At 66.2% G+C, this 22,396-nt stretch carries 24 protein-coding genes; 18 read left to right on the forward strand and 6 right to left on the reverse strand.

Annotated features, from left to right (window positions below; genetic code table 11):
* Nucleotides 1-1,093, forward strand: a 1,093-nt coding sequence (locus AB0N24_RS21275) for a DUF222 domain-containing protein (RefSeq protein ID WP_364128704.1), incomplete at its 5' end; no start/stop codon positions are given.
* Here the strand turns inward: AB0N24_RS21275 and AB0N24_RS21280 are convergent.
* Nucleotides 1,075-1,326, reverse strand: a complete 252-nt coding sequence (locus AB0N24_RS21280; RefSeq protein WP_364128706.1) for a GNAT family N-acetyltransferase — start codon at nt 1,324-1,326, stop codon at nt 1,075-1,077. The two genes, AB0N24_RS21275 and AB0N24_RS21280, sit on opposite strands and share 19 nt — an antisense overlap.
* 335 nt (nt 1,327-1,661) lie before the next feature.
* On the opposite strand from AB0N24_RS21280, the gene AB0N24_RS21285 reads away from it, so the two are divergent.
* Nucleotides 1,662-2,255: an adenylate kinase gene (locus tag AB0N24_RS21285; RefSeq protein WP_364128709.1), complete on the forward strand. Its 594-nt coding sequence runs from the start codon at nt 1,662-1,664 to the stop codon at nt 2,253-2,255.
* Nucleotides 2,256-2,283: 28 nt separating this feature from the next.
* Here AB0N24_RS21285 and AB0N24_RS21290 read toward each other — a convergent pair whose 3' ends face one another.
* Nucleotides 2,284-3,114, reverse strand: coding sequence for a DUF937 domain-containing protein (locus AB0N24_RS21290; protein ID WP_364128712.1), 831 nt, complete (start codon nt 3,112-3,114; stop codon nt 2,284-2,286).
* Nucleotides 3,115-3,347: 233 nt separating this feature from the next.
* On the opposite strand from AB0N24_RS21290, the gene AB0N24_RS21295 reads away from it, so the two are divergent.
* The 8 genes from AB0N24_RS21295 (at nt 3,348) to AB0N24_RS21330 (ending at nt 11,992) form a co-directional block, all read left to right on the forward strand.
* Entirely contained in the window at nt 3,348-4,331 is a 984-nt protein-coding gene (locus tag AB0N24_RS21295) for a bifunctional riboflavin kinase/FAD synthetase (RefSeq protein WP_104172492.1), read from the forward strand.
* A 29-nt stretch (nt 4,332-4,360) separates the two neighbouring features.
* Complete coding sequence (gene kynA, locus AB0N24_RS21300; protein WP_364128715.1) at nt 4,361-5,215, forward strand: tryptophan 2,3-dioxygenase; 855 nt, start codon at nt 4,361-4,363, stop codon at nt 5,213-5,215.
* The gene (gene kynU, locus AB0N24_RS21305; protein WP_364128717.1) at nt 5,212-6,456 is read left to right on the forward strand and encodes a kynureninase; all 1,245 of its coding nucleotides are present in this window, start codon (nt 5,212-5,214) and stop codon (nt 6,454-6,456) included. The genes kynA and kynU overlap by 4 nt, the downstream gene beginning before the upstream one ends.
* A 222-nt stretch (nt 6,457-6,678) precedes the next feature.
* Nucleotides 6,679-6,948 (forward strand): 30S ribosomal protein S15, encoded by a 270-nt coding sequence (gene rpsO, locus AB0N24_RS21310; protein WP_104172489.1) that lies wholly within the window; start codon nt 6,679-6,681, stop codon nt 6,946-6,948.
* A 246-nt stretch (nt 6,949-7,194) separates the two neighbouring features.
* Nucleotides 7,195-9,447 carry a polyribonucleotide nucleotidyltransferase gene (locus AB0N24_RS21315; RefSeq protein WP_364128887.1) on the forward strand — a complete coding sequence of 751 codons (2,253 nt, stop codon included), beginning with the start codon at nt 7,195-7,197 and terminating at the stop codon, nt 9,445-9,447.
* A 190-nt stretch (nt 9,448-9,637) separates the two neighbouring features.
* Nucleotides 9,638-10,981, forward strand: coding sequence for a pitrilysin family protein (locus tag AB0N24_RS21320; protein WP_364128720.1), 1,344 nt, complete (start codon nt 9,638-9,640; stop codon nt 10,979-10,981).
* A gap of 115 nt (nt 10,982-11,096) precedes the next feature.
* A complete protein-coding gene (locus AB0N24_RS21325) occupies nt 11,097-11,555 on the forward strand; it encodes a DUF1579 domain-containing protein (protein ID WP_364128722.1) in 459 nt (152 codons plus the stop codon).
* A gap of 50 nt (nt 11,556-11,605) precedes the next feature.
* Complete coding sequence (locus AB0N24_RS21330; RefSeq protein WP_364128725.1) at nt 11,606-11,992, forward strand: nuclear transport factor 2 family protein; 387 nt, start codon at nt 11,606-11,608, stop codon at nt 11,990-11,992.
* Nucleotides 11,993-12,109: 117 nt separating this feature from the next.
* Here the strand turns inward: AB0N24_RS21330 and AB0N24_RS21335 are convergent, their stop codons facing one another.
* Both AB0N24_RS21335 and AB0N24_RS21340 read right to left on the reverse strand, forming a co-directional pair.
* The gene (locus AB0N24_RS21335) at nt 12,110-12,532 is read right to left on the reverse strand and encodes a nuclear transport factor 2 family protein (RefSeq protein ID WP_364128727.1); all 423 of its coding nucleotides are present in this window, start codon (nt 12,530-12,532) and stop codon (nt 12,110-12,112) included.
* A 160-nt stretch (nt 12,533-12,692) separates the two neighbouring features.
* A complete protein-coding gene (locus AB0N24_RS21340; protein WP_364128729.1) occupies nt 12,693-12,974 on the reverse strand; it encodes a hypothetical protein in 282 nt (93 codons plus the stop codon).
* A gap of 161 nt (nt 12,975-13,135) precedes the next feature.
* Between AB0N24_RS21340 and AB0N24_RS21345 the strand changes: the two genes are divergently transcribed.
* The gene (locus AB0N24_RS21345) at nt 13,136-14,266 is read left to right on the forward strand and encodes a helix-turn-helix transcriptional regulator (protein ID WP_364128732.1); all 1,131 of its coding nucleotides are present in this window, start codon (nt 13,136-13,138) and stop codon (nt 14,264-14,266) included.
* 39 nt (nt 14,267-14,305) lie between these two features.
* On the opposite strand, the gene AB0N24_RS21350 is transcribed toward AB0N24_RS21345, so the two are convergent.
* Nucleotides 14,306-14,572 (reverse strand): MoaD/ThiS family protein, encoded by a 267-nt coding sequence (locus AB0N24_RS21350; RefSeq protein WP_104172485.1) that lies wholly within the window; start codon nt 14,570-14,572, stop codon nt 14,306-14,308.
* Nucleotides 14,573-14,576: 4 nt separating this feature from the next.
* Entirely contained in the window at nt 14,577-15,713 is a 1,137-nt protein-coding gene (moaA, locus tag AB0N24_RS21355) for a GTP 3',8-cyclase MoaA (RefSeq protein WP_364128735.1), read from the reverse strand.
* Nucleotides 15,714-15,845: 132 nt separating this feature from the next.
* Here moaA and AB0N24_RS21360 point away from each other — a divergent pair, with 132 nt between their 5' ends.
* The 7 genes from AB0N24_RS21360 (at nt 15,846) to AB0N24_RS21390 (ending at nt 22,393) form a co-directional block, all read left to right on the forward strand.
* Complete coding sequence (locus AB0N24_RS21360) at nt 15,846-16,589, forward strand: response regulator transcription factor (protein WP_364128737.1); 744 nt, start codon at nt 15,846-15,848, stop codon at nt 16,587-16,589.
* The gene (locus AB0N24_RS21365) at nt 16,576-17,847 is read left to right on the forward strand and encodes a HAMP domain-containing sensor histidine kinase (RefSeq protein WP_364128740.1); all 1,272 of its coding nucleotides are present in this window, start codon (nt 16,576-16,578) and stop codon (nt 17,845-17,847) included. Before AB0N24_RS21360 ends, AB0N24_RS21365 begins: the two co-directional genes overlap by 14 nt.
* A 157-nt stretch (nt 17,848-18,004) precedes the next feature.
* The gene (locus AB0N24_RS21370) at nt 18,005-19,504 is read left to right on the forward strand and encodes a molybdopterin-dependent oxidoreductase (RefSeq protein WP_364128890.1); all 1,500 of its coding nucleotides are present in this window, start codon (nt 18,005-18,007) and stop codon (nt 19,502-19,504) included.
* Between the two features lie 91 nt (nt 19,505-19,595).
* Entirely contained in the window at nt 19,596-20,873 is a 1,278-nt protein-coding gene (glp, locus tag AB0N24_RS21375) for a gephyrin-like molybdotransferase Glp (protein WP_364128742.1), read from the forward strand.
* On the forward strand, nt 20,861-21,355 hold the full coding sequence (moaC, locus tag AB0N24_RS21380; protein ID WP_364128744.1) for a cyclic pyranopterin monophosphate synthase MoaC: 495 nt from the start codon (nt 20,861-20,863) through the stop codon (nt 21,353-21,355). Before glp ends, moaC begins: the two co-directional genes overlap by 13 nt.
* Nucleotides 21,352-21,876 (forward strand): MogA/MoaB family molybdenum cofactor biosynthesis protein, encoded by a 525-nt coding sequence (locus AB0N24_RS21385; RefSeq protein ID WP_214953245.1) that lies wholly within the window; start codon nt 21,352-21,354, stop codon nt 21,874-21,876. The genes moaC and AB0N24_RS21385 overlap by 4 nt, the downstream gene beginning before the upstream one ends.
* Nucleotides 21,866-22,393, forward strand: coding sequence for a molybdenum cofactor biosynthesis protein MoaE (locus AB0N24_RS21390; RefSeq protein WP_364128748.1), 528 nt, complete (start codon nt 21,866-21,868; stop codon nt 22,391-22,393). The genes AB0N24_RS21385 and AB0N24_RS21390 overlap by 11 nt, the downstream gene beginning before the upstream one ends.
* The last annotated feature ends 3 nt before the right edge of the window (nt 22,394-22,396 follow it).

Here is a 22,396-nt window from a genome sequence, read left to right on the forward strand (position 1 = left end):
CAGCATTGCCGAGTCCCGCCGCCGCCTCAGCCTCGCCGAGACGGTGCTTCCGCGGACCGGGATCACCGGGCATATCGAGCCGGCGGAGCGGCCCGAACTTGCCGCCGCCGTCGCGGCAGGGACTGTGGCGTCCCGGTCCGCGACCATCATCACCTTGGCCCTGGAGAAGGTCGGGCACCACGCCCCGGAGGAGACCGTGGCCCGGATGGAACACCAGCTGACCCGGCAGGCTGTGGAGAGTGATGCCGATCTGCTGTCCCGGGTCGCCCGGCGCTGGATCGAGGGGATCGACCAGGACGGGTCCGAACCGTCGGAGGAAGAACTCCGCCGCCGCCAGGGTGTGTTCCTCCGGCAGGCCCGCCGCGGCCTGCAGCACATCGAAATCTTCGCGACCCCGGATCAATGCGAACCCCTCCTGACCGTGATGAACACTGCCACCAACCCCCGCACCCGCGAGTTGGACGGCGCGGGCGCTGCGCCCGATGATGCCCTGGACCTGCGGACCCGCCCGCAGCGGCTCCTCGACGGCCTGGTCGGCGCCTGCAAAGCGTCCCTGACCACCGGAGGTCTGCCGGCGGCGGGCGGGCTGAAGCCCCAGGTCATGGTCACCATCGACTACCGGGACCTGCTGGACCGCCTCGAACAGACCACCGGAACCACCGGCATCCCGGGTACGGGGTCGTTCGCGTTCACCGGCCCGGTCAACGCTTCCACGGTCCGGAGGGTCGCCTGCGATGCCGACATCATCCCTGTCCTGCTCGGCAGCGAGGGACGCGTCCTGGATATCGGCCGCACCACCCGGATTTTCCCGCCGCACATCCGCAAAGCCATCACCGCCCGCGACCAGGGTTGCGCGTTCCCCGGCTGCACGATCCCGGCCCTCTGGTGCGAAGCGCACCACATCACCTACTGGTCACACGGCGGATCGACCGGCGCTGACAACGGCACGCTGCTGTGCTCCCATCACCACCACCTCATCCACAAGGAACAATGGACCATCCAGGTCAAAACCGGCATCCCGTGCTTCATCCCGCCACCCCACATAGACCCACGCCAACGGCCACAACGGAACAGCTACTTCAGGCTCGAATGATGATGCTGCCGGACATGCCCGTATCGGGACTGGATGGCTTCAAGCATCGCCCGACCGGCGCCGCAACCCTGAAACGAAGGGGCAACCAGGATGTCCTGCAGATGGTGGCATCGTCGGAAATTGCGCGAGCCAGGCCGACAAGTTCTCCGGCGTCGGACCGGCAGGTCACCACAAACGCTGAACGCCGGATCGCCTGAACCAGCACCTGGCGGTCTTCGGTGTAGTTGGTCCACCCCACTGATTCGTACAGGGCGACGACTTCTGCGTCGAAATTCCGGCTGCCGACATGAACGGTGAACTCAGGCATCGGACCAGTGTTGCATGGCAGGGCTCCGCCGGGGACCTACGAAATGATCTCGGAAAACGAAGAAGTCCATGGGTGCTATCGTGACAAATCGCCGATGCGCAGTGTTCAGCGGTTCCGCAAAAGTGCCAGCCAAACAGGGGAGCACAACGTGAAAAAGGCAGCAGCCGAACACCACGGCGCAGTAGGTCACTGCGGTACCCGGTTACGGTCCGGCGTCGGCCACGTTCCGCAGCAAACGGCCGTCTGTACGGGGAAATCCCTATGAGCCAGCCCGCGAAACCCATCCCCAAAAACCCGTCCCGTGTGCTTTTCTACGGTGTGACGGGCAGCGGCAAGTCTTCGGCAGCCCATGCATATGCGGCAGCTTCGGGACTCCCGGAGTTTTCGGCCGACGACGATATTGGCTGGCTTCCCGGCTGGCAGCAACGCACCGTCGAACGGCAACGGGAAATCGCTGCGGCCGTGGCTGCACGCGACCGCTGGGTCCTCGACAGCGCCTACGGCGTGTGGCGCGACATCGTTGTTCCCCGCGCGGAGCTCGTTGTCGCGTTGGACTATCCCCGTTGGCTGTCACTCTCCCGCCTGTTGCGCCGTTCCCTCCGGCGCGTCATCACCAGGCAGCCCGTGTGCAATGGAAATTTCGAAACGCTCGGGAGGCTCTTTGCAAGGGATTCGATCTTCTACTGGCACTTCAATTCATTCGCCAGGAAGAAGCGGGTTTTCAGGGAGTGGCAGACCGATCCGGACATGCCGCCGGTGATGGCGTTCCGCAGGCCCCGGGAGCTCGACGAATGGCTGGCCCAAGTGGCCGCTGCGGCTACGGTGCGTGCACCTGACGACTCGGGCCACCCCTGAGCTGAGCTTTGAGCTGAGTCTAGGGCGGCTATTTCTTCCCGAAGAGCCCGCCCAACAGTCCGCCGAGGCCGCCGTCGTCGTTCTTTTTGTCCTCTTCGTGCCCGGCCGTCGCGTCGTCGGGGAGGTCGACGTCGATCAACTCGCCCGGAACGGGCGCACCGCCCTGCGGTATCGGCTGACCCAATGGTCCGGTCGGGGGTTGCGGCGCCGAATTGCTCACCCGTTCCGGGACTACTGCACCCCGGGACTGCTGCCCGCCCTGCGAGCCCCCGCCCAAAATGCCGCCAAGAATATCCCCGAAGCCTCCGCCCTGGGCGCCGGTGCCGCCCTGCGGGCCGCCGCCAAGAATGCCGCCCAGGATACTGCCGAGGTCGATCCCGCCAGGCTGGCCCGCGCTGTCGCCGGAACCGTCGCGGCCAGCCACGTCGCCGGCCCCGCCTCCCGCGTTCTGTCCGCCGAGGATCTTCTTGGCGAGGTAGGACATAACAATGGGCGCGAGAATGGGCAGCAGCTTCCGGACGAGGTCGCCGCCAACGCCGCCGAGGTTGGAGGTTCCTGCGAGCTGGCTTGCCACCTGGTCCTGCTGCCCGCCAAACACGTGGTTCACAATCTTCTCTCCGTCGGCGGTGTCCACCTGCGAGGCGTCCACGCCGCCATCCACGAGCCCGTCACGATGTTGGGCCAGGGCGGATTCCAGGGACGCGGCACCATCCGGCGCCTGTGCATTGCTCTGCATGCCGGCGAGGAGGGTGGGTACTGCGGCTTCGATGGCGGTCTGGGCAGACTCCCTGTCCGTGCCCAACAGCCCGGCAATCTGGTCCACCGGTATCTGTTCCAGAATCTCGCGGAGCTCAGTCATGGCGTTCTCCTTCAGCCCTGCGGGCGGCCGCGGGCATCGTTGGATGCGGCGCGCAGCTGCGTCGCCGGGTGCTGCCCTTGCATCCTAGTCCGGGACGCAGACCCGCGGAAGGCCATGCTGGGCACCGGCCGGGGCGTCGGTTGCTCCGGGCAATTGCGGGTAATCTTAGAGAGTTCCGGAGCCCGGCGTGGCACTCCGGACGAGTCAATGGCAGGCAGTAAAAGGCGAGGTTGATGGTCCACATCTGGAACGATCCGTCCGAGGTCCCCGCGGACTTCGGTCCTACCGTTGTCACGTTCGGCAATTTCGACGGCGTGCATCGGGGGCACCAGCAGGTGCTTTCACAGCTCATCCGTACGGCCCGGCTCAACGGGGCGCGGTCAGTAGCGGTCACTTTTGATCCCCATCCTGCGCAGGTCCACCGGCCCGAGTCCGCTCCTGAGCTCATCATGGGCCTGGAGGACAAGCTTGTTGCCCTCGGCGAACTGGGACTGGATGCCGTCCTGGTCATGAAGTACTCGCTGGAACTCGCCAGCCTCACCCCCGAAGAGTTCGTGGCAGGCGTCCTCGTGGACAGCCTCAAGGCCAGCCATGTGGTGATCGGCCACGATGCCCGCTTTGGCCGCGGAAACTCAGGTGACTTGTCCACCATGCAGGAGCTGGGGGAGAAGTTCGGCTTCACCGTCCAGGTCATCAGTGAGTTCGGCTCCGAAGGATTTCCCATTCACGACGACGGCGGCAAGGACCGCCGCTGTTCGTCCACCTGGGTTCGTGAAGCCTTGCGGGACGGCGACGTCACCACCGCGGCTGCCGTGCTTGGCCGCCCGCACCGGATGCGCGGCGAGGTGGTGCACGGTGCAGCCCGTGGACGTGCCCTCGGATTCCCCACCGCCAACCTGGCCTCTGAAGCCAGCGGTTACATTCCGGCGGACGGCATCTACGCCGGCTGGCTGGTGGACCAGATCGGCACCAGGTGGCCCGCAGCCATCTCCGTCGGTTCGAACCCGACGTTCGACGGGGTCAGCCGGCAGGTTGAAGCACACGTGATCGACCGCCCGGAAGAGCCGGTTGAAGACTTCGATCTGTACGGCCAGACAGTAGTGGTGGAGTTTGTGGCGCGGCTGCGGGGCATGGTGGCGTACCGTGGGCCGGAAGCGCTCGTCGAACAGATGCGCCTGGACGTCGTCCAGGCCCACGACATCCTGTTCCGGCGCTGACCACAGTCACTGGCAAGGAAGGCACCGCTGTGTCCGTTGAGAAGAACACAAGGAAACTGGAAAAGGACATAGTCCGGGATTTCAGTTCGCGGATGAGTTACGCGTCCTACCTGCAGCTGCCCACGCTCCTGAGCGCGCAGCAGCCGGTCAGCGATCCCGAACACCACGACGAACTGCTGTTCATCATCCAGCACCAGACCACTGAGCTCTGGCTGAAGCTGGTCCTTCACGAGCTGCGCAGCGCGGCAGCATGGCTCCGCAGCGACGACCTCGGCTCCGCCTTGAAGGCGATTGCACGCGTCAAGCACATCCAGAAGACCCTGACCGAGCAATGGTCCGTCCTGGCGACGCTTACCCCCACCGAGTACTCACAGTTCCGCGGCTTCCTGGGCAATTCGTCAGGGTTCCAGTCCAGCCAGTACCGGGCAGTCGAGTTTGTTCTCGGCAACAAGAACCGCAAAATGCTTCCGGTGTTCGAATCCGATCCCGAGGCCCACGAGCAGCTCCGCCGCGTCCTCGAGGCGCCGAGCATCTACGACGAATTCCTGGCATACCTGCACCGCCAGGGCTTCGAGGTTCCGGTCTCCCTGCTGGAGCGCGACGTCACGAAGGCGCACGAGTTCTGTCCCGAACTGGTGCCCGTGTTCAAGCACATCTACGAAAACGCGGCGGACAACTGGGGTGCCTACGAGGCCTGCGAGGAACTTGTGGACCTGGAGGACAACTTCCAGCTGTGGCGGTTCCGGCATCTGCGCACGGTGCAACGGACCATCGGCATGAAGGGCGGCACCGGCGGTTCCAGCGGGGCCGCGTTCCTGCAGAAGGCCCTGGAGCTGACCTTCTTCCCCGAGCTTTTTGCCGTCCGGACGGAGATCGGCCAATGAGCACAGTTCACGAGACCCAGGATGTCCTGCTGCAGCGCGCCGTCGAACTCGACGCCGCGGACCCGCTGGCCGGCTACCGCGACCACTTCGTCGGAACGGATACGGATCTGTCCTACCTGGACGGCAATTCGCTGGGCCGTCCGCTCAAGCGGACCGTCAGTGACATCAGCGCTTTCATTCAGGACAGCTGGGGTGGCCGGCTGATCCGCGGCTGGGACGAGGACTGGCTCCAGTTGCCCGAAGCCATCGGCGACCAGCTGGGCCGGGCAGTGCTCGGCACGGCTCCCGGACAGACCATCATCGCCGACTCCACCACCGTTGTCCTGTACAAGCTGATCCGCGCCGCCCTCGCAGCGGTCAATAACCCCGCCAGAACCGAAATCGTGCTGGACACGGACAACTTCCCCACGGACCGCTACCTCCTGGAAGGCATCGCCCAGGAGGAAGGGCTGACCCTGCGCTGGATCGACGCCGACCCGGCCGCCGGGGTGACGGTGGATCAGGTGACGGCGGCCGTTGGGCCGGCCACCGCCGTCGTGGTCCTCAGCCAGGTGGCTTACCGCTCGGGGTTCCTCGCCGATCTCCCGGCGATCACGTCGGCAGTGCACGACGCCGGTGCGCTGGTGGTGTGGGACCTGTGCCATTCCGCCGGGTCAGTCGAACTGGAGCTTGATGACGCCGGCGTCGACTTCGCCGCGGGCTGCACGTACAAATACCTCAACGGGGGACCGGGTTCGCCTGCCTTCGCCTACGTCAACGCGCGGCACCTGCCGGCGCTGAACCAGCCGATCTGGGGCTGGATGGGCCGGAAGGACGCCTTCGAAATGGCGGCCGGCTACGAACCGGCCCCGGGGATCCGCAGCTTCCTCAGCGGAACACCGGCAATCTTCGGCATGATCGCTATGCAGGGCACGCTGGACCTGATCGAAGAAGCCGGGATGAAGGCACTCCGCGAAAAGTCCCGGAAGCTGACGGCCTTCGCGCTTGAACTCCATGATGCGTGGCTGGCTCCGGCCGGTGTCCTCCTGGCAACACCGCGGGACCCCGATCAGCGGGGGAGCCACATCACCGTGGACCACCCGGACTTCCGGGAGATGACGGCCGCGCTCTGGGAGCAGGATGTCATCCCCGATTTCCGGGCACCGCACGGGATCCGGATCGGGCTCTCACCACTCAGTACGTCCTTCGCGGAGGTCTACCGCGGTGTCGCTGCGATCCGCGATCTGCTGGCGCGCCCGTAGTCCGCGCGCCCGTAGGGCCGGCCGGCATCTTCGATCAGTCAACGCGGTGTTTCGACAAGATTGCGGCTGGGCCGGTAAACTAAACGTTGGATCCGGCTGCAGTCCGTGGCGGCTGGCTCTTGTTATGTGCAGGAATTCCCGGTTAGGCCGGGATCTCCGGTGCAAACACACCCGGCAGTGAGTTACTGATTCGGGCCTCACGGCACATCTCTAGGAGTTATTGTGGCACTTGAAGCCGCTGTAAAGCAGTCCATCATCAAGGATTTCGCAACGTCCGAGGGCGACACCGGTTCGCCGGAGGTCCAGGTTGCAGTCCTGACTCAGCGGATCAAGGATCTCACTGAGCACATGAAGGTGCACAAGCACGACTTCCACACCCAGCGCGGTCTGCTGGCCATGGTTGGTCGTCGCAAGCGTATGCTCACCTACCTCAAGAACACTGACATTGCCCGCTACCGTGCGCTCATCGAGCGTCTCGGCCTGCGCCGCTAGTCTGAATTACGGGGCGGCCCTTTCCTTCCGGGACGGGCCGCCTTCTTCAGTAGAAAACTAAACAGGAGGATCAACCGCATCACGCATTCGCGGTCCTCGGTAGTGATTCCCGGGAACGGCTTCGAAGAATGAAGCCCGGCCCGTGGGTCTCGATCGATGACCGGGTGCAGTGCAGGCCAGTAGACAGATGCTGGACTGGGTTGATGCGGCTGGACTTCCGTTAACCAAGAAACGGAGGTGACTCTCTTGGAGGGTCCCGAAATCCAGTTCTCAGAAGCCGTCATTGATAATGGCCGCTTCGGTAAGCGTGTAATCCGCTTCGAAACCGGCCGTCTTGCCAAGCAGGCAGCCGGCGCAGCCATGGTGTACATCGACGAAGACACCGCGCTGCTGTCCGCAACCACCGCCGGCAAGCACCCGCGTGAAGGCTTCGACTTCTTCCCGCTCACCGTTGACGTCGAAGAGCGCATGTACGCCGCCGGCCGCATCCCGGGCTCGTTCTTCCGCCGTGAGGGCCGCCCGTCCACCGAAGCCATCCTGGCTTGCCGCCTCATGGACCGCCCGCTGCGTCCGGCCTTCATCAAGGGCCTGCGCAACGAGGTCCAGATCGTCGTCACCGTCCTGGCGATCAACCCGGACGAGCTCTACGACGTCGTGGCCATCAACGCCTCCTCGATGTCCACCCAGCTCTCAGGCCTGCCTTTCTCCGGCCCGATCGGCGGCGTCCGCGTTGCCCTCGTTGCCGACGAAAACGGCTCGCAGTGGGTTGCTTTCCCGAAGCACTCCCAGCTCGAGAACTCCGTGTTCAACATGGTCGTTGCCGGTAGGACTGTGTCGGGAGCCGACGGGGACGACATCGCCATCATGATGGTTGAAGCCGAAGCCACGGACAACTCCTGGAACCTCATCAAAGAACAGGGCGCAACCGCTCCCACCGAAGAGGTTGTTTCCGAAGGCCTCGAGGCTGCCAAGCCGTTCATCAAGGCCCTCTGCGACGCCCAGGCCGACCTGGCTGCCCGCGCCGCCAAGCCGACCGTCGAATTCCCGGTCTTCCTCGACTACGAGGACGACGTCTACGCCGCTGTTGAAGCCGCTGCCGCTGAGAAGCTTGCTGCTGTCTTCCAGATCGCTGACAAGCAGGAGCGCGACGTCGCTTCCGACGAGCTCAAGGACGAAGTCACCTCTTCGCTCGCCGGCCAGTTCGAGGGCCGCGAAAAGGAGCTGTCCGCAGCCTTCCGCTCGGTCACCAAGCAGGTTGTGCGCCAGCGCATCCTCAAGGACCAGATCCGCATCGACGGCCGTGGCCTGACGGACATCCGCCAGCTCACCGCCGAGGTTGAGGTTCTGCCCCGCGTCCACGGTTCGGCTATCTTCGAACGCGGCGAGACCCAGATCATGGGTGTCACCACGCTGAACATGCTGAAGATGGAACAGCAGATCGATTCGCTGTCGCCGGTAACGCGCAAGCGCTACATGCACAACTACAACTTCCCGCCGTACTCCACCGGTGAGACCGGCCGCGTGGGTTCGCCCAAGCGCCGCGAAATCGGCCACGGTGCACTCGCAGAGCGCGCCATCGTGCCGGTGTTGCCCTCCCGCGAGGAATTCCCGTACGCCATCCGTCAGGTGTCTGAGGCTCTCAGCTCCAACGGTTCGACGTCGATGGGTTCCGTCTGCGCCTCCACGCTGTCCCTGCTCAACGCAGGTGTGCCGCTGAAGGCTGCCGTTGCCGGCATCGCCATGGGCCTGGTTTCCGACCAGGTCGACGGCCAGACCCGCTACGCGGCCCTGACTGACATCCTCGGCGCCGAAGATGCTTTCGGTGACATGGACTTCAAGGTTGCCGGTACCTCCGAGTTCGTCACGGCCATCCAGCTGGACACGAAGCTCGACGGCATCCCGGCCTCCGTCCTGGCTGCTGCACTGAAGCAGGCACGCGAAGCCCGCCTGCACATCCTCGAGGTCCTGAACTCCGCGATCGACACCCCGGACGAGCTCTCCGAGTTCGCGCCGCGCGTCATCGCGGTCAAGATCCCCGTGGACAAGATCGGCGAGGTCATTGGGCCCAAGGGCAAGATGATCAACCAGATCCAGGAAGACACCGGCGCGGACATCTCGATCGAGGACGACGGCACCGTTTACATCGGCGCCACCAACGGCCCGTCCGCCGACGCCGCACGCTCCGCGATCAACGCCATCGCCAACCCGCAGGTTCCGGAAATCGGAGAGCGCTACCTGGGTACGGTCGTCAAGACCACCACCTTCGGTGCCTTCATTTCCCTCACCCCGGGCAAGGACGGTCTGCTGCACATCTCCGAGCTGCGCAAGATCGCCGGCGGCAAGCGCGTTGACAACGTCGAGGACGTCGTCTCCGTGGGCCAGAAGATCCAGGTTGAGATCACCAAGATCGACGACCGCGGAAAGCTGTCCCTGTCCCCGGTCATCGCCGAGGAAGAAGGCGCTGAAAGCGCCGAAGTCGTCGAGGCGGCCGCAGAGTAGTCTGCAGCGCACTTCGTAGGACAAACACGACGGCGGGGCCGGTGGATCATCCACCGGCCCCGCCGTCGTTAAGATATGCCCGCCGCCGTCGTTAAGCCGAGCGATTGAACCGCCATTCCTGGAGCATAGGGGGAATGGTCCGCTGGTACGATTGCAGGCAGATTTGGCACCCGTTTCTTGAAAGGCCTTAATGACTGTCGTACCCCTGCCGCTAGTGCAGAACCAGCCCGGTGACACCCTGATCCACGGAGCCGACGGCGGGTCCGTTGTCCGCCGGTCGGTGCTCCCCGGCGGCGTGCGTGTACTGACGGAGGCCATGCCCGGCCAGCGTTCCGCGACCATTGGCTTCTGGGTTGGCGTGGGTTCGCGCGATGAAGCCCACGGGCAGCACGGTTCCACCCACTTCCTTGAGCACCTGCTTTTCAAGGGCACCAAACGGCGCACGGCGCTGGAAATCGCGTCCGCCTTCGACGAGGTTGGCGGCGAGTCCAATGCGGCCACAGCCAAGGAAAGCACCTGCTACTTTGCCCGGGTCCTGGATACCGATCTGCCGATGGCGATCGATGTCATTGCGGACATGATCACCGGCGCGGTCCTGGACCCGCAGGAGATGGAGCAGGAACGCGACGTCATCCTTGAGGAAATCGCCATGGACAGCGACGACCCCACGGACGTCGCCCACGAGCATTTCGTCGCCGCCGTGCTGGGAACGCATCCGCTGGGACGTCCGATTGGCGGAACCCCGGAGGCCATCCGCGCGGTGGCCCGCGACTCGGTTTGGGACCACTACCGCCGCTACTACCGTCCGGACGAGCTCGTCATCACGGCCGCCGGCGGCCTGGACCACGACGTCGTCTGCGGGCTTGTGGTGGATGCACTCCACCAGGCGGGCTGGGCACTGGAGACCGGGGCCGCGCCGGTGGAACGGCGCTCCACCGAACGGGCAGACATCACCGGCACTGCCGGACTCCATGTGGTCAAGCGGCCCGTTGAGCAGGCAAACATCATCATGGGCTGCCCGACGATCGTCGCCACGGACCAGCGCCGCTACGTCATGAGTGTGCTGAACGCGGTGCTCGGCGGCGGGATGTCCTCGCGGCTGTTCCAGGAAGTCCGGGAAAAGCGCGGCCTGGTGTATTCCACCTACTCCTTTGCCTCCTCCTATGCTGATGCCGGCTACTTCGGCATGTACGCAGGCTGCACGCCGTCGAAGGTCCGCCAGGTGTTGGAGCTCCTCGGCGCCGAGCTGGACAAGCTGGCAGAAGACGGCATCTCCGACGACGAGCTCAAGAAGGCCGTGGGCCAGCTCTGCGGCGGCATTGTGCTGGCACTCGAAGACACCGGTTCGCGGATGTCCCGGCTTGGCCGTGCCGAACTGGTGTCCGGTGAATACCAGGACATCGAGGAGACCCTCCGGCAGATCAAGGGCGTCACCGTGGAACAGGTACGGGTGTTGGCGCAGGAGCTGGCAGCAGCACCGCGGACGGTGACCGTTGTGGGTCCGTTCGAGGAAGACGAAACCTTCGGCCTCTGACCCCTCCTGCTCCGGGCATTGAAACGCCGCTGGCGGGCTGGGCGCTGTACATCCGAATGCTGGACATCCCAACGTGGCCGCGTGATGATGAACCCGGGGCCACACTGGAGGAACGATGGACCATCCGCACCCGGGCACTGCGCAGGAGCTCGAGGTTTTCCTCGGCCATTGGACAGGCAACACCCATATTGAGGCTTCACCGCGCGGGCCTGCCCGGACAGCGGAAGCCGAAGTGGTGTTCACCAAGGCCGCCGGCGGCTATGCCGTGCTGCAGAGCTACCGGCACACGGAAACCGGAGGGATAAGGTTTGAACGGCACGGCATGTTCACCTTGGATCCCGACCACCCGGACACTGTCTGGTACCACGTGGACAGTGTGGGCCTGCCGCGGGAAGCCCCGACGCGGTGCACCTGGCACGGCGGTGTGCTCACCGTGGAACGCCGAAATGGCCGGGCCACCTCACGGCACACCTTCCGGGTGGACGACGGCGTGCTGACGCACAGGTCCGAGGTCCGCCTGGCCGACGCCACGGCGTTCGCCCCCTTCATGACGTCAGTTTGCCGCCGCACCTGACAGCGCGAGCGGGCAGTTGCGGCCTCCGCCACTCAAGAAAGGTATATCTCATGCCAGACTCCAGCGTCGAAGGGATCGCACGCTCCTACATCCAGGCCGTTGGCTCCCACAATATGGAAGCTCTCGAAAACCTGCTCGGTGAGGATCTCCTGGCCACCTTCGCCGGCACCACCCTCGACAAGGCCGGGTGGACCACGGCAATCAAGCGCCTTCTCCCGGCGCTGGTCCGCAACGAGATCCGGGAGGTCTTCAGCGCGCAGGACCGTGCCTGCGTCGTGTACGACTTCATCACCGATACGCCTGCTGGTGCCGTGAGGTGCATCGAGCTGCTCACCGTCAACGCAGACAAAATCAGCGAGATCGAACTTGTCCTGGATCGGGCCGCCTTCGCCCCCGTCAATGAGGCGCTGAAAGCGCGGATGCCGCCGGCCCAATAAAGATCACCGTCGCCGTCGACGTCATCGAACAATTGTGCTCGACGTACGGCGACGACCCACATGATCTGATCCGCCTTGAGCCGAAGGACTGGAAACGGACGGCGTGAATCCCGTGCGCTAGTTAGGCAGGACAGCGTCCGGGGGACGCGGTGTGATGACCGGGTCTGCGTGGCGATGCACCAGTGCCCAGGTGTCGCCCTCGGGGCGATAAACGCTCGTTACACGCAAATCAAACTGCGATATTTCGTCCCCTCCTCCAAGCTTTGCCTGCCAATGTTCTATGTCAAGGAAGACGGCGAGATCGGAAGTGACGTGCCTGGTGAGGGCATCAACAGCGGTGACACGTCCGTCCTTGAACCGGGCAGCGGCTGAATCGAGGGCCTTAGATACCCGATCCCAGCCCACAACCGGAGGACCCCAGGGATTCGCAAGGGACCCATCCTCGCCATGGGAGAAAATGGCCTTGGCGGGTTCCGGGTCTCCTTTGGCAAAATTGTTCATCGTTTGATGAAAGCGGCCGACGACCTCGTCAAGCTGCATGGCTCCCACCTTCTGACTGATTGTGGCGTTCCGAGTATCGAATCATACGCCGGGGGATCCCGCCCGTCACCAACTCCTGAATCGATCAAAACGGGCACAAATGGCCCGGACGGCCCCCGGGGACAGCGCGAACGGACAGTTGGCGCCCGCCGGATGACCCCTAGCCTGCTGATTCCACAATCCGCGTCCGCGGTGCCCCCTGCAAGGCTGGAGCCACGGTCGGGGAATTCCACACCCGCTGCTGAAGGTTGGCCAGCAGCGCCTCGGCCTGTTCCCGGCTTGCAAGATCAAGTTCAACCACCACATAGTGCGGATCGTCCACCGGCCGGCTGATGCGTTGTGCGACCACGCCCGAGGCCGCCCGGTTGACCGGGTCCCGGTCGAACGCAGCCTTCCACATCCCGAAGTCCTTGATGCCGTGCTCGATCTGAAGCGTGTACATGTCATTTCCTTTCCATCCGAGGCCTGCGGGTCGACCCCATAGCCACACGGTAGGCCGGCCTGCGAGCGCGGTGTATCCCAGAATTCTGGGGCGGACCTAGTCCAACGCCTGTTCGGCGGAGTGCCGGGCCATACTGTTTCCATGATCACAAGTCGGGTTCCATGACCACGCATTGGGCACTGAGCCGGAGCCTGGAACGTATCGGTCACCTGTGCGGCGCGTCCATGGAGGACCATGAAATGCGAGCGGCAGTGCTCGCCGAGCTGGGCAGCGTTGTTCCGTTCAGTTGGTTTGCGTGGCCCCTGGCGGATCCCGCGACCTGCACCGGCATGTCGCCCATGGCCCGCATTCCCTGTCCCGAAGAACTGCCCGCCCTGATCAAATTGAAGTACCTGACGGAAGCTGGCCGCTGGACATCGCTCCTGGACGGCGGCTCCCCAGCCGTCACCCTGCAGGCGGCAACCGGCGGTAACCCGGCCCTCAGCCCGTTGTGGGACGGCATCCTCCGCCGTTATGAGGTGACCGACGTGCTTTTTTCTGTGTTCGGCGACAAATACGGCTGCTGGGGCTGGCTTGACCTGTGGCGCTGCGGTGACGGGGGATTCTTCACTGACGTTGAATCCACGTACCTGGCGACGGCGGCACCCGTCATTGCGGCCGGCTTGCGGCGGAGCCGGGCCGCACAGATGAAGCAGGACGCCCGGCTGCGGCGCGGCGCGCGGCAGCCGGAAATTGAGGAAGGCAGTCCGCGGCGCGGCCTGCCCGGACAGGCAGTGCTAACGCTGGATGCCGGACTCGGAATAACCGGCCGGAGCGCCTCCGCAGCCGACTGGATCAGCCTGCTGCAGCCGGGACCCTCCCCTTACGGAACAGTCCCGGCCGAGGTTTTCAACGTCGCCGCGCAACTGCTGGCCCGCGAGGCCGGAATTGATTCCCACGAGGCCTCGGCCCGGGTGCCCATCGGGTTTGGCCAGTGGGCTGTGCTGAGGTCATTCCGGATGAACGTAGGGAAAGACGGTGAAGCGCCGCTCGCCGTGACCATCCAGGAATGCCCTGCGGCCGAGAGGCTGGAGGTGTTTGCCCGGTGCTTTGGCCTGACGCCGAGGCAGCGCAGCCTGCTCGGCCTGGCCGCCAGCGGACTGGACACTGCCGCCATGGCGGCTGCCCTCGGCATCAGCCACTACACGGTGCAGGACCAGTTCAAAGCGGTCTTTGCCGCGTGCGGCGTCCGGAGCAGGAACGCACTGTTGGCCCTGGCGCTCGGGACGGAGACCGGCGCGCCGTCGGCATGATGGGATCGCCGGCGGAATCCCGGCCGAGCGGCAAACTGCCTAGCCGCCGGCAAAGGGCGGGAGCACGTCCACCACGTCGTCCGGGCCAAGAACCACCGACCGGTCACGGACAGCGACTTCGTTCAACAGAAAACTGCTTCGCGAAAGCAGCCGCGCAAGCGGAGGCGTCCCGGCAGGCGGAACCGGCCGGTCGACGTCGAGCACTGCGCTCAACAGTGCCTCCACCGTGGAGCCGGCGGGGAGCTCGAAGCGTTCCTCTTCGACCCCTGCTGCGGCGCGCGCGGCAGCGAAGTAACGTACGTTCAAGTTTTCAGCCTCCGATGGCGCTCATGCTGCGGTCCGGCTGGACGAAGTCCGGAGCATCCAAACCGACGTGGTCCATGCCGTGGGCCTTTGGCTTGATCCACATGGCGTCCTGCCAGCGTTCGGCGAGCTGCTGGTCGGTGGCGCCCTCGCGCAGCAGCCCCAGGAGGTCGACTTCCTCGCGTGAGAACAGGCAGCTCATGATCTTGCCTTCCGCCGTGATCCGCGTGCGGCGGCAGTCCGAGCAGAACGGTTCGGTGACGGAGGCGATGATTCCGACGGTTCCGAGCACAGGGCCGGCGGCTTCGGCGGAACCCGGGACCCGGCGTCGTACTTCGAAGCGTTCGGCCGGGGCGCCGTCGCGGTCCCTCGGGTCGGCGCTGAGCACGTAGTCGACGGACAGCAGCGCGCGGATTTCCGCCGCGGTGATCATGTTCCGGCGGGTCCAGCCATGGTCGGCGTCCAGCGGCATCTGCTCGATGAAGCGGAGCTCGTAGCCGCGGTCCAGCGCCCACGCCAGCAGGGACGGGGACTCGGCGTCGTTGATTCCCCGCATCAGGACGGCGTTAAGTTTCACGGGACCGAGACCCGCGGCCCAGGCGGCGTCCACTCCGGCCAGCACCTTGTCCAGGAACGGACGGCGGGTCAGCTTGGTGAAAGTCTCTTCGTGCAGGGAGTCCAGCGAGACGTTGATCCGGGAGAGCCCGGCTGCCTTGAGCCCGGCCGCTTTTTTGTCCAGGCCCACGGCGTTCGTGGTCATGGAGATCGGCAGCTCCGGATGGGCCTGGCGCAGGGCGGAGATTATGTCGAGCAGGTCGGCCCGGACCAGGGGTTCGCCACCGGTCAGGCGCAATTCGCGCACGCCCAGCATGTCTACGCCGATCCGAACGATCCGGACGATCTCCTCGGCGGACATCACGGCCTGCTTGGCCAGCCATTCAAGGCCCTCGGCCGGCATACAGTAGGTGCAGCGCAGGTTGCACTTGTCCGTCAGGGACAGCCTCATGTCCGTGGCACGGCGGCCGTAACGGTCCACCAGGCCGGCCGGCATACCCTCGGGACGCGACGGCAGCGGCAGTGCGGGCACTCCCGGATCGGAACCGGCCCCCTCCCGGGGTTGCGGCATGCCAAGCTGAACACTCATGAATTCAGGCTACGCCACCTTGGTGCCAACCATCACACCTGTGACATCGGCGGATCTTACGGAATCCCTACGGATCGCCACAGCAGGCGGCAAACGCGTGTCCGGCCCGGGCCCCGAACCTATGCTGGAGGTGTGAACAAGTCCCAGCCCGCCCCGGTCCAGGCCGCGGTCGGAAACCGGCGGATACTCCTCGTCGAAGACGAACAGACCATCGCCGGCGTGGTCCGTGACTACCTTGTGCAGGCGGGCTTCCAGGTGGACCTGGCGGCGGACGGTTTCACCGCCCTTCGCCTGGCCGCCGAGCGGAACCCCGACCTCGTCCTGCTGGACCGCATGCTGCCTGGCCTGGACGGCGTTGAGGTGTGCCGCAGGCTCCGCCAGACGATGAGCGTTCCCGTCATCATGCTGACAGCCCTGGGAACCGAGGACGACAGGATCCTGGGGCTCGAGGTCGGTGCGGACGACTACATCACCAAGCCCTTTTCGCCGCGTGAACTGGTGCTCCGGGTCCGGTCGGTGCTGCGCCGCAGCGTCCAGGAATTCAGCCCCGAACCTGCGGTGGAGGTTGCCGGCTTCGAACTCAACCCGGCAGCCCGGACCGTGACGCACCACGGGGCTCCGCTCGCCCTGACCATCCGTGAGTTCGATCTGCTGGCTTTCCTGCTGCGCCGCCCCAACCAGGTGTTCAGCCGGGAGGAACTCATCAAGGCCGTGTGGGGCTGGGACTTCGGGGACCTGTCCACGGTCACCGTCCACGTCCGCCGGTTGCGCGAAAAGATCGAGGCGGATCCCACCCGGCCTGCCCTCCTCAAGACGGTATGGGGCGTGGGCTACCGGCTCGACACCCCGGACGGAGCCTCCGGTGCAAACCTCTGAGCTCCTCGCCATCGTGGCCTGGGCGCTCCTGTGGGCCGTGGTCATTGGAACCGTGTCGCTGCTCCTGCTCAAGCCACTCCGCAGGACGTCCATCGCCGTGCAGATCTGCATGGTGGTGCTCTCCACGGTGGCCGTGCTGACCGCAGGCATGGTCAGCGCGTTCAACGCCATGTTCATTTCAGCCCGGGACCTCGAGGTCATGTGGTACGTCCTGGCCATCGCCTCCGCCGTTGCTCTGGCCATCTCCCTGGTCCTCGGAGCACGGGTCTCGCGCAACGCAAAACTGCTCGCCGCCGCGGCACGGAGCATCGGGCGCGGCGAAAGCCCGGGGCTGCCGGCGCCGCTCATGAGCTCGGAACTGTCCGAACTCGCGGACGAACTCGAACGCAGCAGCCGCATGCTGGCCGAATCCCGGGAGCGGGAGGCCGCCGTGGAGCGTGCCCGCCGGGAACTCGTCAGCTGGATCTCCCACGACCTCCGCACACCGCTGGCCAGCATGCGGGCCATGGCCGAAGCCCTCGAGGACGGCATGGCCGCGGACGTCCGCGGCTACTACCGCAAGATCATCGGCCAGACGGACCAGATGGCGATCATGGTCAACGACCTCCTGGAACTCTCCAAGATCCAGGCGGGCACCCTGCGCCTCAAAGCCGAGCCGCTGGACCTCTACGACCTCGCCAGCGACGCCATCGCCGACCTCGCGCCGCTCGCCGCCCGCCGGCAGATCACGCTGGACGGCGGCGGCCTCCGGGAGTGCCTCGCCCTGGCGGACGGCCCCTCGCTGGGCCGCGCGGTCCGCAACGTGGTGCTGAACGCCATTCTCTACAGCAAGCCCGGCTCCGGCGTGACCGTGGAAGTCGGCAGGGACGGGAAGGAGTCGGTGGTTTCCGTGACGGACGGCTGCGGCGGAATCGCTCGGGAAGACATCGGGCACCTCTTCGACACCGGATGGCAGAAGAACCCGTCGCGCAGCCGCTCCGGCGGTGCCGGCCTTGCCGGGCCGGAGCCCGGACAGGATCCCGAAGCGGCCCGGGATCCGGAGACGGCAGGATACAGCGGCGCCGGGATCGGGCTCAGCATGGTGGCGGGGATCGTCCGGGCCCATGAGGGCAGCGTGACGGTTGAGAATGTCGACGGCGGCTGCCGGTTCTCCCTTCGCCTCCCGGCCCAGGATCCGGCTGGCCCGGCCGACGCCCCGCGCAGGAGTGCGCAGACCAGCCAGGACGCACCGGTAGCGGAGGTGCCCCGTGGGCTTTGATCTGCAGGGAAAGGCGTCCGCTGGTGCGTCCGCCACTCGACCCGGCACCGCCGGCCATCCCGGCCGGTGGGCGGCCGCCGCAGGAGTCGTGTCCGTGGCCGCGGGGGTGGTGATCGGCGAACTCGTTGCTGCCCTCGTCAGCCCGGCGCTTTCGCCCATGACAGGTGTGGGGGGTGCCGTCATCGATGCTGTACCGCCAGCCGTCAAGGACTGGGCGGTCGCAGTGTTCGGCACCGCTGACAAGTTGGCGCTGCTCGTCGGCATGGGACTGGCCATTGCCGTCCTGGCTGCGCTGGCAGGCCTCATGGAGTGGCGGCGCCGCTTTGCCGGGTCTGCAGTCATCGGCATCTTTGGTGTGGTGGGGCTGGTGGCTGTCCTTGGCCGCGCCCAGGTGACCGGCAACGCCGTGGCGTTGCCACTGCTTGCCGCCGCAACAGGAATCCTGGTGCTGCGCTGGCTGATATCGCGACTCCGGGACTGGACGACGTCGGCAACGGCGGGGGAGCGTCCCGCACCGGCCGCCGCACCGGCCGCGGCGCCGATCGCGGGCGGGACCCCCGCACCAGACGCCGGACGAGGTGCCGGTCCCGACCGGCGCCGGTTCCTCCAAGCACTGGGCGGGGGAGCCGTCGTCGCGACTATTGGCGGAGCCCTAGCTGCAGGGCTGCGCGGAGCGGCTGCAGGTGTCAGTGAAATCCGGAGCAAACTTGCCTTGCCGTCCGCTGCTTTCCCGGCTTCGCCGGTTCCGGCCGGGGCTGAGCTGAGGCTGGACGGCATGGATCCGCTGGTGACCCCCAACCGCGACTTCTACCGGATCGACACTGCCCTCACTGTTCCTGCGGTGGATCCGGACACCTGGGTCCTCCGGGTCACGGGCATGGTGGAACGGGAAATCGAACTGGATTTCGCCACGCTGCTGGCAAAACCCATGACCGAACGCCACGTGACCATCGCCTGCGTCTCCAACGAGGTGGGCGGGGACCTCGTCGGCAATGCGCTGTGGCTTGGCTGGCCGGTTCGGGAGCTGCTGGCCCTGGCCGGGCCGACGGGCGGCGCCGACATGGTGCTGTCCCGCAGCAAGGACGGGTGGACCGCCGGCACCCCGCTGGAGGCTCTCACTGACGACCGGGACGCCCTGATCGCCGTGGGCATGAACGGCGAGCCGCTGCCGCTGGAGCACGGCTTCCCGGTACGGCTCGTCGTTCCCGGCCTGTACGGTTACGTTTCCGCCACCAAATGGCTCACTGAGCTCAAAGTGACACGGTTCGCGGACGACGTCGGCTACTGGACGCCCCGCGGCTGGAGTGAGCGCGGGCCCATCAAAACGTCGTCCCGCATTGACGTTCCGCGTGCCGGCCGCGCGGTGCGTGCCGGAACAGTGGCGTTCGGCGGCGTCGCCTGGGCCCAGCACACAGGGATCAGCAAGGTGGAACTCCGCGTCAACCGCGGCGACTGGCTGGCGGTGGAGCTTGCTCCCGGCATATCGCGGGACACCTGGTACCAGTGGCAGCTGTCGTTGCCCCTGACGCCCGGGCAGTACGAGATCCAGGTCAGGGCCACGGACCTGAACGGGATGCCGCAGGTCGAAGAGCGGTCACAGGTCGCTCCGGACGGCGCCACGGGATTCCACACCATTAGAGTTGACGTGACGCCCTAGCAGGCCGCAGGCCCAGCGGGCCGCAAAGCCCAGTGCGCCGAACTCGTAATACTTCCCAATTCGCAGTCGCCCGGACCCAGGTAAGGAACGCATGCACCGCACCGACAACAGGCACGTCACAGGCGGCAGCCACAGCAGCAGGTCCGGCGACAAGGGCGGCCATCCGGCCCGCACTGTGGCGGCGCACCGCGAAGCCGTACGGGAGCTGCTGGCCAGCCTCGGCGGCCCCGGCCGTACCGAGCAACTGCCCCTTCTGGAGGCGCTGGGACGCGGGCTGGCGGCGGACATCACTGCTCCCGTGGACCTGCCTCCGTTCGCAAACTCCCAAATGGACGGCTTTGCCGTCCGCAGCACGGACATTCCCGACGGCGGCAGGGAACTCAGGGTGGTGGACCCCGTCCCCGCCGGTGCCGTGGCGGCGCCGCTTGAACCGGGCACGGCCGCCCCGATCATGACCGGAGCCATGATTCCCCCCGGGGCTGACGCCGTCGTACCCATCGAGAGGGCCGTTCCCGACTCCTTCCCCCGTCCCGGAACCCCTGCGTCCGTCCGGCTGCCAGCAACGGAGTCCGGCGCCTATGTCCGTGATGCGGGCAGCGATGTCCGGACAGGGGAGCTGGCGCTCGCCGGCGGAACGTTCCTGGGGCCGGGCCAGCTGGGACTCCTGGCAGCGCTCGGCATCACACAGGTCACCGTGAACCGGAACCTCAAGGTGCTCCTGGCCACGACGGGGGACGAAGTGGTGGAACCCGGCAGGCCGCTGGAACCCGGCAAGATCTACGACGCCAACGGCACCCTCCTGGAAGCCGCGATGCGCCAGGCCGGGCTGGACGTCCTGCGGACCGCGATCTCAACGGACAACCCGGAGCAACTGACAACACTGCTCCGGCAGCACGCCCCGCGGGTCGACCTGATCGTCACCACAGGAGGCGTCAGCAAGGGCGCCTATGAAGTGGTCCGGCAGGCCACCGCGGAACAGGACGTGGAATTCCTGCATGTGGCCATGCAGCCCGGCGGCCCGCAGGGCATCGGACGGTTCGACGGCGTGCCCTTCGTGGGGTTCCCCGGTAACCCCGTTAGCTGCCTGGTGTCCTTCGAGATGTTCCTCCGCCCGGTCCTCAGCACGTTGCTGGGCTCACCGGCACCCCGCCCGGCCATCCGGGCCAGGCTGGCGGACCCGGTGGAGTCACCTGCGGGGAAACACCAGCTCCGGCGCGGCACCCTCCAACCGGACGGCACGGTACGGCTGGAGGGCGGCGCAGGCTCGCACCTGGTTCATGCCCTGGCCGGTTCCAACGCCCTGATCCATGTCCCGGTTGGGACATCTGCGCTCGCCGCAGGCGCGGAAGTGGAAGTATGGACGCTGTGAACAATGAAGACAACGCTTCCGGCCTGACGCATCTGCGCCGGGACGGAACAGCGCAGATGGTTGATGTTTCCGGCAAGGCCGAGACCACCCGGGAGGCCACAGCCACCGCCACGGTGCGCACCACAGCCGAGGTGCTGGCACTCCTGGGCGCGGGCGACCTGCCGAAGGGCGACGCCCTGGCGGTGGCCCGTGTGGCCGGGATCATGGCGGCGAAAAAAACACCCGAGCTCATCCCGTTGTGCCATCCGCTGCCCATTTCCAAGGTCACCGTCGACTTTGAACTGGGCGAGGATGCCGTCGCAGTGCTGGCAACCGTCAAGACCCGCGGCGTGACCGGCGTCGAAATGGAGGCGCTCACCGCAGCGTCGGTGGCGGCCCTCAGCGTGTACGACATGATCAAGGCAGTCGACAAGCATGCAGTGCTGACCGACATTAGGGTGCTGGCCAAAAGCGGCGGCAAGAGCGGGGACTGGACAGCATGAGCAGCTTTGGACAGCAGCCCGAACCACACCGCCACGGCGAGGCCACCGGCCGGAAGGCCGGCGTCGTGATTGCCTCCAACCGGGCAGCGGCGGGCATCTACCGCGACGAAACCGGCCCGGTGATCATCGACTGGCTGACCGAGCACGGGTTCGAAACGTTCCCGGCAATGGTGGTGCCCGACGGCGAACCCGTTGGAGCCGCGCTCCGCGCCCTGCTCACGCAGCAGCCCGCCGTGATCATCACCAGCGGCGGAACCGGGCTCAGCCCCGATGACCTCACCCCCGAAATGACGGTTCCCCTGCTGGACCGCGAAATCCCGGGGATCATGGAAGGAATCAGGCAGGCCGGTCTGGCCAAGACGCCCATGGCCATGCTGAGCCGCGGACACGCAGGCGCAGCCGGGCGGACGTTCATCGTCAATCTTCCCGGATCACCCAAGGGCGTCATGGACGGCCTGAGCGTGCTGGATCCGGTCATCGGCCACCTGTGCGACCAGTTGGAGGGAGATCATGGGCACTGAAAAAGGCATGGGAACCGGCACCCCGGCGGGTACGGGCTCCGGATTCGAGATTGTGAATGCGGTGCTGAGCGCGGAACCCATTTCCGTGGCGCAGGCGATTGCCGCGGTGGAATCGGACACGGCGGGTGCCGTGGTCAGCTTCAGCGGCGTGGTGCGGAACCACGACGGCGGGAAGCCGGTTGAGCGGCTCAGTTACAGTGCGCATCCCACCGCCCACCAGGTGATGGCCGACGTCGTCGCGCAGCTGGTGGCCGAACACGCCGGTGACGCTGCCGCTGTTGCTGGCCCTGTTGGTGCCGTGTCCGGCGGAGAGCCGGTACGGATCTGGGCCGCGCACCGGGTGGGCATGCTGGAAATCGGCGACCCCGCCCTGGTGTGCGCTGTTTCCGCCGCCCACCGCGGCCAGGCCTTCGAGGTGTGCTCGGAGCTCGTCGACCGGATCAAGACGCAGGTGCCCATCTGGAAGGAACAGTTCTTCAGCGACGGAACCGTCGAATGGGTCGGGGCCGGGGCCTAGGAA

It is taken from the genome of Arthrobacter sp. NPDC093128 (assembly GCF_040683875.1).
In the GTDB taxonomy this organism is placed as follows: Bacteria; Actinomycetota; Actinomycetes; order Actinomycetales; family Micrococcaceae; genus Arthrobacter.

Coding starts and splice junctions, on each gene's coding strand:
- AB0N24_RS21285 (WP_364128709.1), top strand. CDS start 1,662: ATGAGCCAGCCCGCGAAACCCATCCCCAAAAACCCGTCCCGTGTGCTT.
- AB0N24_RS21290 (WP_364128712.1), bottom strand. CDS start 3,114: ATGACTGAGCTCCGCGAGATTCTGGAACAGATACCGGTGGACCAGATT.
- AB0N24_RS21295 (WP_104172492.1), top strand. CDS start 3,348: ATGGTCCACATCTGGAACGATCCGTCCGAGGTCCCCGCGGACTTCGGT.
- kynU (WP_364128717.1), top strand. CDS start 5,212: ATGAGCACAGTTCACGAGACCCAGGATGTCCTGCTGCAGCGCGCCGTC.
- AB0N24_RS21320 (WP_364128720.1), top strand. CDS start 9,638: ATGACTGTCGTACCCCTGCCGCTAGTGCAGAACCAGCCCGGTGACACC.
- AB0N24_RS21325 (WP_364128722.1), top strand. CDS start 11,097: ATGGACCATCCGCACCCGGGCACTGCGCAGGAGCTCGAGGTTTTCCTC.
- AB0N24_RS21330 (WP_364128725.1), top strand. CDS start 11,606: ATGCCAGACTCCAGCGTCGAAGGGATCGCACGCTCCTACATCCAGGCC.
- AB0N24_RS21335 (WP_364128727.1), bottom strand. CDS start 12,532: ATGCAGCTTGACGAGGTCGTCGGCCGCTTTCATCAAACGATGAACAAT.
- AB0N24_RS21340 (WP_364128729.1), bottom strand. CDS start 12,974: ATGTACACGCTTCAGATCGAGCACGGCATCAAGGACTTCGGGATGTGG.
- AB0N24_RS21345 (WP_364128732.1), top strand. CDS start 13,136: ATGACCACGCATTGGGCACTGAGCCGGAGCCTGGAACGTATCGGTCAC.
- moaA (WP_364128735.1), bottom strand. CDS start 15,713: ATGAGTGTTCAGCTTGGCATGCCGCAACCCCGGGAGGGGGCCGGTTCC.
- AB0N24_RS21370 (WP_364128890.1), top strand. CDS start 18,005: ATGACAGGTGTGGGGGGTGCCGTCATCGATGCTGTACCGCCAGCCGTC.
- glp (WP_364128742.1), top strand. CDS start 19,596: ATGCACCGCACCGACAACAGGCACGTCACAGGCGGCAGCCACAGCAGC.
- moaC (WP_364128744.1), top strand. CDS start 20,861: ATGGACGCTGTGAACAATGAAGACAACGCTTCCGGCCTGACGCATCTG.
- AB0N24_RS21385 (WP_214953245.1), top strand. CDS start 21,352: ATGAGCAGCTTTGGACAGCAGCCCGAACCACACCGCCACGGCGAGGCC.
- AB0N24_RS21390 (WP_364128748.1), top strand. CDS start 21,866: ATGGGCACTGAAAAAGGCATGGGAACCGGCACCCCGGCGGGTACGGGC.